Here is a 12,384-nt window from a genome sequence, read left to right as displayed (position 1 = left end):
TTAAGCCCCCTTGGCAGGAACGACTTGCAGGTACACCATCGTCAGGATCAGATTGGCGAAGAACAGCAGCAAGAAGGTGATGACGACCGTCTGGTTCACGGCCTCGCCAACGCCCTTCGGCCCTGGATTGGGGTGCAGGCCCTTGTAGGACGCGACCACGCCCGCGATGACGCCGAACACGGCGGCCTTCGCCTCCGCGATGTAGAGGTCCGGCAGCTGGGCGAGCGCGGAGAACGAGGACAGATAGGCGCCGGGGGTACCGCCCTGGAGGATCACGTTGAAGAAGTACCCGCCCGCGATGCCGACCACCGAGACCAGCCCGTTGAGCAACACCGCGACCAGGATCATCGCCAGCACGCGGGGGACCACGAGGCGCTGGACCGGATTGATACCGAGCACCTCCATGGCGTCGATCTCCTCACGGATGGTGCGCGAGCCGAGATCGGCCGTCACCGCCGAGCCGGCCGCACCGGCGATCAGCAGCGCGGTCACAATCGGACTGCCCTGCTGGATCACCGCCAGCACGCTGGCTGCGCCCGTGAAGGATTCGGCGCCGAGCTGCTTGATCAGCGATCCGGTCTGCAGTGACACCACCGCACCGAACGGGATCGCGACCAGCGCCGTCGGCAGGATCGTCACGCTCGCGATGAACCAGGCCTGTTCGATGAACTCCCGGAACTGGAACGGCTTCCTGAACGTGTTCCGCACGACATCGACGAAGAGCTGAAATATCAACCCGGCCTGTGTCAACGCGGCCATCAGCGGACTGAGCAGCGTGTTCTTGGTACCCCCCATCGGCGCGTGCTACCCGCGTCCCCAGGAAGACGTCTCCATGCCGGAGTCGTCATATGCGGGAATCACCTGAGTGCTGTCCTCGGTGTCAAGGCTCTCCTGAATCGCGATCTGGGCATTGTGCGGCAGCGTGTGCATGATCTGGCGGACGCGCTCCTGACGGCGGGCGACAGCCTGACGGAACGGCATACCGGGGGTGGCCCGCATCTGCGGGACGATGCCCTCGACGTCGTCGACGCCGCCGTGGTGGTGGCCTGCATCGACCATCGCCTGCTCCTGCGCCATCTGCGCCTCGTCCTTCTCCTCGGACATGCCGATCGGGCCGAGCATGCTGCCGTTGAGGAACTGCTTGACCACCGGCTCGTCGCTGGTGAGCAGCACCTCGCGGGGGCCGAACATGACGAGCTCCTTGCGGAACAGCATGCCGATGTTGTCCGGGACGGTGCGCGCGAGGTTGATGTTGTGCGACACGATCAGGATCGTCGCGTCGATCTGCGAGTTGATGTCGATCAGCAGCTGGCTGATGTAGGTCGTGCGGACCGGGTCGAGACCCGAGTCGGGCTCGTCGACCAGGATGATCTCCGGGTCCAGCACGAGCGCCCGCGCCAGTCCGGCGCGCTTGCGCATACCGCCGGAGATCTCTCCGGGGAGCTTGTTCTCGGCACCGATGAGTCCGACGAGCTCCATCTTGCCCATCACGATGTTGCGGATCTCGGACTCGGACTTCTTGGTGTGCTCACGCAACGGGAAGGCGACGTTGTCGAAGAGGTTCATCGACCCGAACAGTGCGCCGTCCTGGAACAGCACGCCGAACATCTTCCGGATCTCGTAGAGCTCTCGGCTGGAGCACTCCAGGATGTCGGTGCCGTCGATGACGATCGAGCCGCGCTCCGGACGGAGCAGGCCGATCAGCGACTTCAGGAACACCGACTTGCCCGTACCGGACGGGCCGAGCAGCGCCGTGACCTCCCCCGGGGGGAGCGTCAGGGTGACGTCCTGCCAGATCTTCTGCGAGCCGAACGACTTGGTGAGTCCCTCGACTACTACCTCTACTCCCACCGAAAACCTCCACGCTTTTCGACACACTGACCCAATGTGGGTTGGGTCACTCTATCGCATCGAAGTGGTACCTGTGACGCTGAATGCTACTCATGAGTAGGGTTCGGGTGCAATCCGACCCCCCCATGTCCGATTTATCCATCCTGAACTGCATCGATGCGTCGCCTCAGCGCTGAACAACCGTCCACTTCTGACGCCCCTCGAGGTTAGGAATCCGGGCACCAAAAAGGGCCGCTCCCCTTGCGGGGAACGGCCCTTTGTCGAGCGCGAGCGCTGCGTTGTTACGCGGCGGTCTTACTTGATGGAGATGGTGGCGCCTGCGGCGACCAGCTTCTCCTTGGCGGCCTCGGCCGCATCCTTCGCAACCTTCTCGAGGATCGCCTTCGGCGCACCCTCGACGAGGTCCTTGGCCTCCTTCAGGCCCAGGCCGGCGACGACCTCACGGACGACCTTGATGACCTGGATCTTCTTGTCGCCGGCCGACTCGAGGACGACGTCGAACTCGTCCTGCTCCTCAGCGGCGTCCGCGGCGGCGGCCGGGGCACCGGCGGCGGCAACGGCGACCGGCGCAGCAGCGGTGACCTCGAAGGTCTCCTCGAACGCCTTCACGAACTCCGAGAGCTCGAGGAGGGTGAGCTCCTTGAACTGGTCCAGCAACTCTTCGGTGGTGAGCTTCGCCATGATGGCGGTCCTTCCTGTAAGTCCCATGTCGCTGATCCGCGACGAGGTGGGAGTGGTTTGGTACGTGATACGCAAGACCTTGTTCGCACCCGTGAGGGCGCCCGTCCGGTCTCGTGCGGATCAGCTTTCGGCTGCGGAGCCTTCCGCGGCCTTCTTGTCCTGCAGCGCAGCGGCCAGACGGGCCATCTGCGAGGCGGGGGCATTGAACAGGCCAGCGGCCTTTGCCAAGTTGCCCTTCATCGCGCCGGCAAGCTTGGCCAGCAGGATCTCGCGGGACTCGAGGTCCGCGATCCTGTTGACCTCGTCCACGGACAGCGCGTTGCCGTCCATGTAGCCGCCCTTGATGACAAGCGCCTTGTTGTCCTTCGCGAAGGCCTTGATGGCCTTCGCTGCGTCAACCGGCTCGCCCTTGATGAACGCAATGGCGGTCGGTCCGACGAACAGGTCGTCAAGGCCCTCGACGCCCGCCTCTGCGGCGGCGCGCTTGACCAGGGTGTTCTTGGCGACGGAGTAGGTTGCGCCTGCTCCGAGCGCGCGTCGCAGCTGCGTCAGACTGGTCACCGACAGACCACGGTATTCGGTGATCACGGCGGCAGTCGAACCCTTGAACTGCTCAGTGATCTCCGTGACTGCGGAGACCTTTTCGGGCTTTGCCATACTTCGCCTCCTCTCGTGACATCGTGTTGGTGCACCCTCGGGATGCGGCCGTGACAATGCAAAACGCCCCGGTGCAGGCACACGGGGCGTCACGAAGAGATCCGGACCCAGCTCGCGCGAAGGCCCACCACTCCCCTACCTCGTCCTCCTGCGTGGGCCGTCGGGCTGTGTCCCGAACCTTCAACCAATGCCTTGCGACATCGGTGACCAACGGTCTTGGGTAGAACTTCTTGGGGTGAACTCGAAATAGATCGAACTCTTCCCGAGAGAGTACCCGAGCGGGCGCGACCATCCAAAACGAGCCGCCCATCGGAGCAGTGATCGTGACGGGCATCACAACAGACCCTCTGAAGTGACGGACAAGTCGCAAATTGACTGTTATATGGAGTTACACATAGAGGGTACCGTCACAACCCATGACCACGCTGGAACGCACCAACCCACCCGACACCAGGGTCGAGCTGATCTCCTCGCGCGCAGGCCGATTCGCGGCACTGGCCGTGATCTGCCTGGCGGAACTGCTGGTGGTGCTCGACAACACCATCGTCAACGTCGCCCTGCCGTCGATCGGCGTCGAACTCCACACCGGGGTGAGCGGACTGCAGTGGGTGGTCGATGCCTACACCCTCACCTTCGCAGGCCTGCTGCTGGCCTGCGGCAATCTCGGCGATCGGTACGGCCGCCGCCGCATCATGATCATCGGCCTGATCGGCGTCGGGGTGATGTCGGTCGCGGGCGCGAACGCCGAGACCCTCGGGCAGGTCATCGCCGCGCGGGCCGCCATGGGTGTGTTCGCCGCCGCCGTCTTCCCCGCCACCCTCGCCCTGATCATCAACATCTTCACCGACGTCCGCGAGCGCGCGCTGGCCATCGCGGCCTGGACCGCCATGGCCGGCTTCGCCATCGCCATCGGACCGATGTCCGGCGGCTGGCTGCTCGAGCACTTCTCCTGGCACTCGGTGTTCTGGATCAACGTCCCCGTCGCCGCGGTCGCGATCGTCGCGACGCTGATCCTGGTCCCGGAGTCCAAGGCGGCCGTCGTCGGCCGACTCGACCTCCCCGGGATCGTGCTGTCCATCGCGGGCATCACGCTGCTGGTCTGGTCGATCATCGAGGCCCCGCGCTACGGCTGGCTCAGCATCGCCACCCTCGGTGGCGTCGCGGCCGCGGCGGTGCTTCTCGGCGCGTTCGTCTGGTGGCAGTTGCGTACGACCACACCGATTCTCGACATGCGGCTGTTCCGGATCCGCAGGTTCTCGCTGCCCGCGCTGGCGATCGCGATCGCGTACTTCTCGATGTTCGGCTTCCTGTTCCTGATCACCCAGTACTTCCAGGGAGTGCGCGAGTACACCCCGCTCGAGTTCGGGATCGCCTCGCTCCCCTTCGCGGTGAGCGTGGCTGTCGGCGCGCCCATCGCCACCCTGCTCGCGCAACGCATCGGTACCACCGCGGTCATCGTCTTCGGCCTGCTCCTGACCGGGCTCGGGCTCTACCTCGGCGGACTCGTCGACGTCGACAGCACCTACCTCGCCGACGTGTTGCCGTCGATGGTCTCGATGGCGCTCGGCCTGGCGATCGTCCAGGGCCCCGCCACCGAATCGATCATGTCCTCGCTCCCCCTCGACGAGGCCGGGGCCGGCTCGGCCGTAAACGACACCACCCGCGAGATCGGCGGCACCCTCGGCGTGGCGGTGCTCGGGTCCATCGTCGCCTCGTACTACTCGACGAAGATATCGCCGATCATCGACCGGGTGCCCGCGATGCTGATGAACGACGACGAGAAGGGATTCGCACGGGCCACGGTCCTCAGCGTTCTCGAGATCCGCAAGCGGGAGATCCCGACGATGCTCGAACCGCAGCGCGAGAACCTCATCACGGCAATGAAGTCGGCGGTACTGCAGGGTTCGCAGACGGCATCCCTCGTCGCGACCGGCGCGGTCGTGGTCTGCGCGATCATCGTCGCAATCTTCCTGCCCTGGGCGCCCTCGAAGGAGAACGCCGTCCTCCTCGCCTGGCGGAAGGACGAGGCGGACCACGAGGCGTAGGGACCGCAGACACGAAGAAGGCCGGTACGGAGATCCGTACCGGCCTTCTTGTCGAACTGTCTTACTCTGCAGCATCCTCGAGGAGGTTGCGGGTGCGGTTCGGGTCCACCGGGATGCCCGGTCCGGTGGTGGTCGAAACCGTGACCTTCTTGACGTAACGGCCCTTCGCGGAGGACGGCTTCGCACGCAGGATCTCGTCCAGCGCGGCGCCGTAGTTCTCCACCAGCTTGGCGTCGTCGAACGACGCCTTGCCGATCACGAAGTGCAGGTTGGCCTGCTTGTCGACGCGGAAGTTGATCTTTCCGCCCTTGATCTCGTTGACGGCCTTGGTCACATCGGCGGTGACGGTGCCCGTCTTCGGGTTCGGCATCAGGCCACGCGGTCCGAGGACGCGGGCGATGCGGCCGACCTTGGCCATCTGATCAGGGGTCGCGATCGCGGCGTCGAAGTCCAGCCAACCGCCCTGGATGCGCTCGATCAGGTCCTCGGCACCCACCGCGTCCGCACCGGCGGCCTCGGCCTCGGCGGCCTTCTCGCCGACGGCGAACACGATCACACGGGCGGTCTTACCGGTGCCGTGCGGGAGGTTGACGGTGCCGCGAACCATCTGGTCCGCCTTGCGGGGGTCGACGCCGAGTCGAACGGCGACCTCAACGGTCGCGTCCATCTTCGTGGAGGAGGTCTCCTTGGCCAGCTTCGCAGCCTGCAGTGGGCTGTAGAGCTTGGCCTGGTCGACCTTCTCGGCGGCGGCGAGGTACGCCTTGCTGCGCTTTGCCATGTGTTCTGTCCTTACTAATGGTTCAGTTGTGGTTTCGGGCCTGGCCGGCCCTCCCACGCGATCTGGGGCTGCTTAGCCCTCGACGGTGATACCCATCGAGCGTGCGGTGCCGGCGATGATCTTCGCGGCCTGCTCGATGTCGTTCGCGTTGAGGTCTTCCTGCTTGGTCTTCGCGATCTCGCGCACCTGGTCCATGGTCACCGTGGCGACCTTGGTCTTGTGCGGCTCGCCGGAGCCCTTCTGCACACCTGCGGCCTTGAGCAGCAGTCGCGAGGCGGGCGGGGTCTTCAACTTGAAGTCGAAGGTCCGGTCCTCGTAGACGGAGATCTCCACGGGGATCACGTTGCCGCGCTGCGACTCGGTGGCCGCGTTGTAGGCCTTGCAGAACTCCATGATGTTCACGCCGTGCTGACCAAGCGCGGGACCCACGGGCGGTGCAGGGTTAGCCTGACCGGCCTGGATCTGAAGCTTGATGAGCCCGGCGAGCTTCTTCTTCTTGGGGGGCATCTTTCGTTCCTAATTTCTTGTGTGTGTCTTGCTACTGCAGTGCAAGTTTTGGGTCTAGATCTTCGCGACCTGCGTGAAGGACAGCTCGACCGGCGTCTCGCGACCGAAGATCGACACGAGGACCTTGAGCTTCTGCTGCTCGGCGTTGACCTCGCTGATGCTGGCGGGCAGCGTCGCGAACGGGCCGTCCATGACGGTGACCGACTCACCGACCTCGAAGTCCACCTCGATGAGGGGCTTCGCGACGGAGGCTGCGGCTTCGCCGGTTCCGGCGGCAGCGGCGACGGGCTTCTTCGCGCCCTCCTGCGGCATCAGGAACTTGACGACCTCGTTGATGGTCAGCGGCGACGGCCGCGAGGTGGCGCCGACGAAGCCGGTGACACCGGGGGTGTTGCGGACCGCGCCCCACGACTCGTCGTTGAGTTCCATCCGGACCAGGATGTAGCCGGGCAGCACCTTGCGATTGACCTGCTTGCGCTGGCCGTTCTTGATCTCGGTGACCTCTTCGGTCGGGACCTCGACCTGGAAGATGTAGTCGCCGACGTCCAGGTTCTGCACGCGGGTCTCGAGGTTGGTCTTCACCTTGTTCTCGTACCCGGCGTACGAATGGATCACGTACCAGTCGCCGGGGGCGCGGCGCAGCGCGGCCTTCATCTCGGCAACGGGATCGACCGGCTCCTCGGAGTCGGCGGCGGTGGCGTCGTCTGCGGGAGCTGCTGCCTCCTCGACGGGGGCGTCGGCCTCGGGAGCACCACCCTCGCCGAGGACTGCCGCGTCAGCGGACTCCGCGGCGACCGCGTCATCGGCAACATGCTCTGCGGCTGCAGCCTCAATTGCGTCGTTCTCGGGGGTGCTCACTGGCGCACTCGCTTCCTCTCATCACGTTCGGTGTCCGGCGTCAGCCGAACAGCCAACTGACGCCCTCACGGAACGCCAGGTCCAATCCACTGATGAACGCGACCATGAAGGCCACGAACGTCAGTACAACGGTGGTGTAGGTGATCATCTGCTTGCGGTTAGGCCAGATCACCTTCCGGAGTTCCGTCATCACCTCACGGAGGAACTTCCTCAGGCGCTTGAAGAGATTCTCCTTGCGCGGCTTCTCCGGCTTGGCCTTCGTGGCCAAGGGGGTGCCTGCGACCTTCGCGGCCTGCGACTCGGTCGCGGCGGCATGGGTACGACGACCCGGACGCTTTCCAGTCGGACGAGAGGCGGCGGGAGCTGAATCACTCGTGCCAGCCGCGGTGGCGTCGACGTCCGGAGACCCCGCCGCGTTATCGGCCTTTCCGCGATCCTCGCTCACCGTCGTTCCTCTCAGTCGCTGACATCCGGGGCAGGGGCGACAGGACTTGAACCTGCAACCTGCGGTTTTGGAGACCGCTGCTCTGCCAGTTGAGCTACGCCCCTCTGGTTGACCGACGCGTCCCGATCATCATGATCCGGACCGATCAACCTCTCCGTGACCACACAACACGCGCGCTACCCTCAGCGGCCCGAAATGGGCACGTAGGGCAGCGCGCAGCGCTGGTTGATCCCAGAAATCTCAGTGTACTGCACGGTAGTCGAACAAACCGAATCGGCTGGTTACTCAGCCGAAGCGCACGGTCGCGGTGGCGCGACCGAAGATCTTCTTGTCGTCCACTTTGGCGACGATGGCGACCACGGCGGAGCGGGTCTCCTCGTCGACGGACTTCACCTTGCCGTTGAGGACGATCACGGCACCCTTGCCATCGTTGGGCACGACGACGGGGCTGGTGAAACGAACGCTGTATTCGGTGACGGCACCCGGATCGCCGAGCCAGGAGGTCACATAGCCGGCGCCGATGCCCATGGTGAGCATCCCGTGCGCAACCGCACAGGGGAGGCCGAGCTTCTGCGCCGTCGCGTCATCCCAGTGGATGGGGTTCGGGTCGCCGGAAACGCCTGCGTACTGCACCAGGTCGGACCGGGTCAGGGGCACGGTCTCCTCGGGCAGTTCCTGGCCGACGGAGATCTCCGTGAAATCGCGAACGGACATCACTCGCCCTCCTCGGCGTGCCGACCGACCAGCGTGGTGTACAGGGTCTGGACGACCTGGCCATCCTGATCGGTGATCTCGTTGCGGGTAACAATGATGTCGCTACCGCCCATCGTTCGGATCGAGTCGACGTACACGTCGCAGTACAGACGGTCGCCGACCTTGACCGGACGGTGGTAGACGATGCGCTGATCGGTGTGCAGAACCCGGCTGAGATCCAGCTCGACGTCCAGGGCCTTGAAGAACTCTTCCTGCGCGAGGAAGCCGAAGACAGCAATGAAGGTCAGCGGGGCCACGAGGGTGTCGTAGCCGATCTTCCTGGCGGCCGCTTCGTCGCGGTAGACCGGGTCGTCGCTCTTGACGGCGCGCGCATACTCGCGCACCTTCTCACGACCGACCTCGTAGTAGTCGCTGAACCTGTGATGCAGGCCAACGAGATCAGAACTCAACTTCACCGGAACGAAACCTATCTGCTTGGGACGCAGCTAGGCCAGAAGCCGGGAACCGACCCCTACGATCTCCGCGTCGACTCGAAGAGTACTAGCGCGACTCGCGGTGCGCCTGATGCGTTCCGCAATTCGGGCAGAACTTCTTGATCTCGAGACGATCGGGATCGTTGCGACGGTTCTTCTTGGTGATGTAGTTGCGGTGCTTGCATACCTCGCAGGCCAAGGTGATCTTGGGCCGAACGTCAGTCGAGGCCACGGGATGCCTTCTTTCGGATAAATCTGATCGGGGTCAATCAGGGAGTGTTCTATGTGTCCACTTGTGTAGCGATGGCCGGACTTGAACCGGCGACACAACGATTATGAGTCGTTTGCTCTACCAACTGAGCTACACCGCCTCGGTGCATCGGTGCCAGTCTATGGACACCCAATCCAGCGAGCCCCCTAACGGAATCGAACCGTTGACCTTTTCCTTACCATGGAAACGCTCTGCCGACTGAGCTAAGGGGGCATGCTTCCGCGCACTTCGTTCATGCGTTGAAGCCTTCAAGAGATTACACAGCGGCGGGGCTGAGTGCCAAACCCGCAGGTCAGGCGCTCTTTCCTTCCGTGTAATCAACGAGCCCCGGCGAGCTTGCGCTCACCGGGACCCGGTTGTGGCAGATGTAGGATTCGAACCTACGTAGGCATAAGCCGACGGATTTACAGTCCGCTCCCATTGGCCGCTCGGGCAATCTGCCGGGTGACATCCAGTGTAGATCCGAGACGATCCGGGTCTTCGCTGGTGCGGAGAGAGAATACCTCGACCCAGGCGGGTAAATGCAAACCGTGTGGTTATCGTGGGTTCTCACGCGTGGGCGCATGCTCACGCACGATGAACAAGGGAGTTGCCGTGGCGGATTCATCCTTCGATGTGGTGAGCAAGGTCGACCGGCAGGAAGTGGACAACGCGCTGCACCAGGCGGCCAAGGAGCTGTCGACGCGCTTCGACTTCCGTAACACCGGCGCGAGCATCGACTGGTCCGGCGAGGAGGCGATCACCCTGACCGCCGACACCGAGGAGCGGCTGCAGGCGGCGCTCGAGGTGTTCAAGGAGAAGTTGATCCGCCGGGACATCTCACTCAAGGCGTTCGACGCAGGCGAGCCCGCGCAGTCGGGCAAGATCTACAAGCTGTCCGGAACCCTGGTCCAGGGCATCACCACCGAGAACGCGAAGAAGATCTCGAAGAAGATCCGCGACGAGGGCCCCAAGGGCGTCAAGGCGCAGATCCAGGGCGACGAGCTCCGCGTCAGCAGCAAGAAGCGCGACGACCTGCAGGCCATCATCTCGCTGCTCAAGGGCGAGGACTTCGGCATCGCCCTGCAGTTCGTCAACTACCGATAGACACCGGAGAACAAAGAGGGGGACCGCACGGCCGTGATGGCCGCGCGGTCCCCTCTTCGGTTGCGATGGGGCCCGAGGTCAATCCCCCACCACGGGCAGCACCAGCTGCTGGCCGGGATCGCCCGTCGAGACCGTGATCTGATGCGGGACCAGCCCACCGCGGAAGGACCCGTCCCCGCCTGCGATCGCCAGACGGACACTGTGGCCGGGCGCAAACCGGTGCACGATCGCGGGCAGGGTGACGTCGACCGGCTTGCTCTGATCCAGGATGCGGACCGGCGCCACATTCGCGTTGATCAGCGTCGCCGCGCCGTCCGGCGCGACGTCATAGAGCTTGACGAAGACCACCGCGGAGTCCGCCACCCCGCCGGAGAGCCCCGGGGCGGTCGACACGCGAACAGACAGCTTCGGCGCGCCCACCACGTCCATCGGGTCGCCCATCGGACCCGACGTCCACGATGCGACGGTGCCCGCGACCTCCGTTTCGGGCCCATCCGAGATCTTCATCAGGCTGGTCACGCCCGTGCTCGTTGCCAGGCCACCGGCAGGAGTGAACAGGCTCTGCGCTCCTGGAGCGATGCCGCCGCGATCCGGGGTCAGCTGCGAAGCGTTTGAGAGAAAGAACGAACGTCCCTGTCCCACAGCCGGATCCGATGCCGACGCATATGCGGGCGCCGCGTTTCCGTCATAGTCGACCCAGTCGCGGAAGTAGCTGAACACCGGCCCGGTGTCGACATCGGACCCCTTGAGGTGATGGTCGAGCCAGTCGAGGATCCGGCCGGTCTGATACTGCGCCTCCGGATCCGGGTTCTTGGGGTCGTACTCGCCGGGAGCCGCGGTGAGCCCTGAGTGCCCCCACGTGTGCCAGATCATCTTCACGTCGTTGCCCTGCGCCTTGAGCGCATCGAAGGTCGCCTCGGCCTCGTTCAGATTGAACAGCGTGTCCCTCTGGCCCTGCGTCAGCAGCACCGGGATCTTGATCCGGTCCACGTAGGACGCCACCGAGGACCCTCGCAGGGAGTCCACCAACGCGGGTTCCGCAAAGCCCGCGGTCATCGCCTGTACGAGGGCCGGACACACCACGTCGAGGAAATTGGGGCAGGGCAGGGCACGGGCGGGATCGGCCTGATAGCCGGCCGCTCCCGGACCGGTGGCCCCTGCCGCCGAGAAGAGCATCGCCCACGATGTCTTGGCCGCGCCCGGCGTCCGCGAGCTCACACCCGACGCGAAGTCGGTGCTGTTGGGAGCGAGCGAGTAGCTGATGTCGTTCCACGTGATCATCGGGATGATCGTGTCGATGCGCGGGTCAGTCGCGGCCGCCGCGAACTGGACCGCACCGCCATAGGAGCCGCCGAACATGCCCACCCGCGGATCGTGCTCAGCGGGCTTTCCGTCATTGGCCACCACGTCCGCGAGGACGTAGTCCAGGCCGGCAACCGGGGTCGTGTACGCGGCGTCCGCGTAGGCGATGCCGTCGGCCCCGCCGAGGAAGCTCACGAGGGCGGCAGCGGCCTTGCCGTCGTAGTCCGGGCTGTCCAGGCTGACCTTGCAACCCGAACCGCCGAAGCCCAGCCCGGAGTACGAGAGCACCGCGTACCCGCGTGAGGCGAGCATTCCCGCCATGCCCGCCTGCTGGTCCTTGGAACCGCCGAAGCCGTTGGTCGTCAGGGCCGCGGGGACCCGATGGTCGGCAGAGGCAGACGTGGGCGTGTAGAGATCGCCGATGACGTCGCACCGCTGCGACCCGTCGGGGCCGACTCGCACGTCGAAATGCAAGGTCTGCTTGGAGAATCCGGCGGGATCGGCCGCAGCCGTGCCCGTCGGAACAACCCAGGCAGCCGCGGTGAGCATCACCGCTGCGGCCAACGAACTCGCTTGTCGTCTCACCGATAACCTGTCGTCGATTCGGGTATGAGTCGCCGACCAGGATCAACGACGTCGACCCCGATTCGACGCAGGAAATGTATGCCATTTTCGGCGGGCGCGCGGTGCTGGGGGCACTGGGCGGTACGGCCGAC

General features: G+C 64.9%; 14 protein-coding genes and 4 tRNA genes. 2 read left to right on the top strand and 16 right to left on the bottom strand.

Features of this window, described 5'->3' with window-relative positions; all coding sequences use genetic code 11:
• The 4 genes from ACWFRB_RS16765 to rplJ form a co-directional block, all read right to left on the bottom strand.
• Positions 1 to 795, bottom strand: coding sequence for an MlaE family ABC transporter permease (locus ACWFRB_RS16765; protein WP_452642246.1), 795 nt, complete (start codon positions 793 to 795; stop codon positions 1 to 3).
• Between the two features lie 9 nt (positions 796 to 804).
• Complete coding sequence (locus ACWFRB_RS16760) at positions 805 to 1,851, bottom strand: ABC transporter ATP-binding protein (protein WP_452642245.1); 1,047 nt, start codon at positions 1,849 to 1,851, stop codon at positions 805 to 807.
• A gap of 294 nt (positions 1,852 to 2,145) precedes the next feature.
• Positions 2,146 to 2,532: a 50S ribosomal protein L7/L12 gene (gene rplL, locus ACWFRB_RS16755; protein WP_077040734.1), complete on the bottom strand. Its 387-nt coding sequence runs from the start codon at positions 2,530 to 2,532 to the stop codon at positions 2,146 to 2,148.
• Positions 2,533 to 2,652: 120 nt separating this feature from the next.
• Positions 2,653 to 3,189 (bottom strand): 50S ribosomal protein L10, encoded by a 537-nt coding sequence (rplJ, locus tag ACWFRB_RS16750; protein WP_452642244.1) that lies wholly within the window; start codon positions 3,187 to 3,189, stop codon positions 2,653 to 2,655.
• Positions 3,190 to 3,605: 416 nt separating this feature from the next.
• Here rplJ and ACWFRB_RS16745 point away from each other — a divergent pair, with 416 nt between their 5' ends.
• Complete coding sequence (locus ACWFRB_RS16745) at positions 3,606 to 5,234, top strand: MFS transporter (RefSeq protein ID WP_452642243.1); 1,629 nt, start codon at positions 3,606 to 3,608, stop codon at positions 5,232 to 5,234.
• Between the two features lie 61 nt (positions 5,235 to 5,295).
• Here ACWFRB_RS16745 and rplA read toward each other — a convergent pair whose 3' ends face one another.
• The 11 genes from rplA to ACWFRB_RS16690 form a co-directional block, all read right to left on the bottom strand.
• The gene (gene rplA / locus ACWFRB_RS16740; protein ID WP_077040733.1) at positions 5,296 to 6,012 is read right to left on the bottom strand and encodes a 50S ribosomal protein L1; all 717 of its coding nucleotides are present in this window, start codon (positions 6,010 to 6,012) and stop codon (positions 5,296 to 5,298) included.
• A gap of 72 nt (positions 6,013 to 6,084) precedes the next feature.
• Entirely contained in the window at positions 6,085 to 6,519 is a 435-nt protein-coding gene (gene rplK / locus ACWFRB_RS16735) for a 50S ribosomal protein L11 (protein ID WP_027500664.1), read from the bottom strand.
• Positions 6,520 to 6,573: 54 nt separating this feature from the next.
• Positions 6,574 to 7,377, bottom strand: coding sequence for a transcription termination/antitermination protein NusG (gene nusG, locus ACWFRB_RS16730; RefSeq protein ID WP_452642242.1), 804 nt, complete (start codon positions 7,375 to 7,377; stop codon positions 6,574 to 6,576).
• Between the two features lie 40 nt (positions 7,378 to 7,417).
• Positions 7,418 to 7,822, bottom strand: coding sequence for a preprotein translocase subunit SecE (gene secE, locus ACWFRB_RS16725; RefSeq protein ID WP_452642241.1), 405 nt, complete (start codon positions 7,820 to 7,822; stop codon positions 7,418 to 7,420).
• Between the two features lie 31 nt (positions 7,823 to 7,853).
• Positions 7,854 to 7,926: transfer RNA gene (locus tag ACWFRB_RS16720), tRNA-Trp, on the bottom strand.
• Between the two features lie 181 nt (positions 7,927 to 8,107).
• On the bottom strand, positions 8,108 to 8,536 hold the full coding sequence (gene hadB / locus ACWFRB_RS16715; protein WP_452642240.1) for a (3R)-hydroxyacyl-ACP dehydratase subunit HadB: 429 nt from the start codon (positions 8,534 to 8,536) through the stop codon (positions 8,108 to 8,110).
• The gene (gene hadA, locus ACWFRB_RS16710; protein WP_452642239.1) at positions 8,536 to 8,991 is read right to left on the bottom strand and encodes a (3R)-hydroxyacyl-ACP dehydratase subunit HadA; all 456 of its coding nucleotides are present in this window, start codon (positions 8,989 to 8,991) and stop codon (positions 8,536 to 8,538) included. Before hadA ends, hadB begins: the two co-directional genes overlap by 1 nt.
• 85 nt (positions 8,992 to 9,076) lie before the next feature.
• Complete coding sequence (rpmG, locus tag ACWFRB_RS16705) at positions 9,077 to 9,241, bottom strand: 50S ribosomal protein L33 (RefSeq protein ID WP_027500669.1); 165 nt, start codon at positions 9,239 to 9,241, stop codon at positions 9,077 to 9,079.
• Between the two features lie 66 nt (positions 9,242 to 9,307).
• A tRNA-Met gene (locus tag ACWFRB_RS16700) sits at positions 9,308 to 9,380 on the bottom strand.
• A gap of 40 nt (positions 9,381 to 9,420) precedes the next feature.
• A tRNA-Thr gene (locus ACWFRB_RS16695) sits at positions 9,421 to 9,493 on the bottom strand.
• A 146-nt stretch (positions 9,494 to 9,639) separates the two neighbouring features.
• Positions 9,640 to 9,722 (bottom strand) — tRNA-Tyr (locus ACWFRB_RS16690).
• 152 nt (positions 9,723 to 9,874) lie between these two features.
• Here ACWFRB_RS16690 and ACWFRB_RS16685 point away from each other — a divergent pair.
• On the top strand, positions 9,875 to 10,366 hold the full coding sequence (locus ACWFRB_RS16685) for a YajQ family cyclic di-GMP-binding protein (RefSeq protein WP_452642238.1): 492 nt from the start codon (positions 9,875 to 9,877) through the stop codon (positions 10,364 to 10,366).
• 78 nt (positions 10,367 to 10,444) lie between these two features.
• On the opposite strand, the gene ACWFRB_RS16680 is transcribed toward ACWFRB_RS16685, so the two are convergent.
• On the bottom strand, positions 10,445 to 12,217 hold the full coding sequence (locus tag ACWFRB_RS16680; RefSeq protein ID WP_452642263.1) for a CocE/NonD family hydrolase: 1,773 nt from the start codon (positions 12,215 to 12,217) through the stop codon (positions 10,445 to 10,447).
• Between the last annotated feature and the right edge of the window lie 167 nt (positions 12,218 to 12,384).

It is taken from the genome of Rhodococcus sp. NPDC055112, assembly GCF_053607505.1.
The sequence above is the reverse complement of the archived record's forward strand: the minus strand, read 5'-3'. Positions and strand labels throughout refer to the sequence as shown.

Bases quoted from the DNA above. Each gene is read 5' to 3' on its own strand.
- ACWFRB_RS16745 (WP_452642243.1), top strand. From the start codon at position 3,606: ATGACCACGCTGGAACGCACCAACCCACCCGACACCAGGGTCGAGCTG.
- rplA (WP_077040733.1), bottom strand. From the start codon at position 6,012: ATGGCAAAGCGCAGCAAGGCGTACCTCGCCGCCGCCGAGAAGGTCGAC.
- ACWFRB_RS16765 (WP_452642246.1), bottom strand. From the start codon at position 795: ATGGGGGGTACCAAGAACACGCTGCTCAGTCCGCTGATGGCCGCGTTG.
- rplK (WP_027500664.1), bottom strand. From the start codon at position 6,519: ATGCCCCCCAAGAAGAAGAAGCTCGCCGGGCTCATCAAGCTTCAGATC.
- ACWFRB_RS16680 (WP_452642263.1), bottom strand. From the start codon at position 12,217: ATGCTCACCGCGGCTGCCTGGGTTGTTCCGACGGGCACGGCTGCGGCC.
- rplJ (WP_452642244.1), bottom strand. From the start codon at position 3,189: ATGGCAAAGCCCGAAAAGGTCTCCGCAGTCACGGAGATCACTGAGCAG.
- rplL (WP_077040734.1), bottom strand. From the start codon at position 2,532: ATGGCGAAGCTCACCACCGAAGAGTTGCTGGACCAGTTCAAGGAGCTC.
- hadB (WP_452642240.1), bottom strand. From the start codon at position 8,536: ATGTCCGTTCGCGATTTCACGGAGATCTCCGTCGGCCAGGAACTGCCC.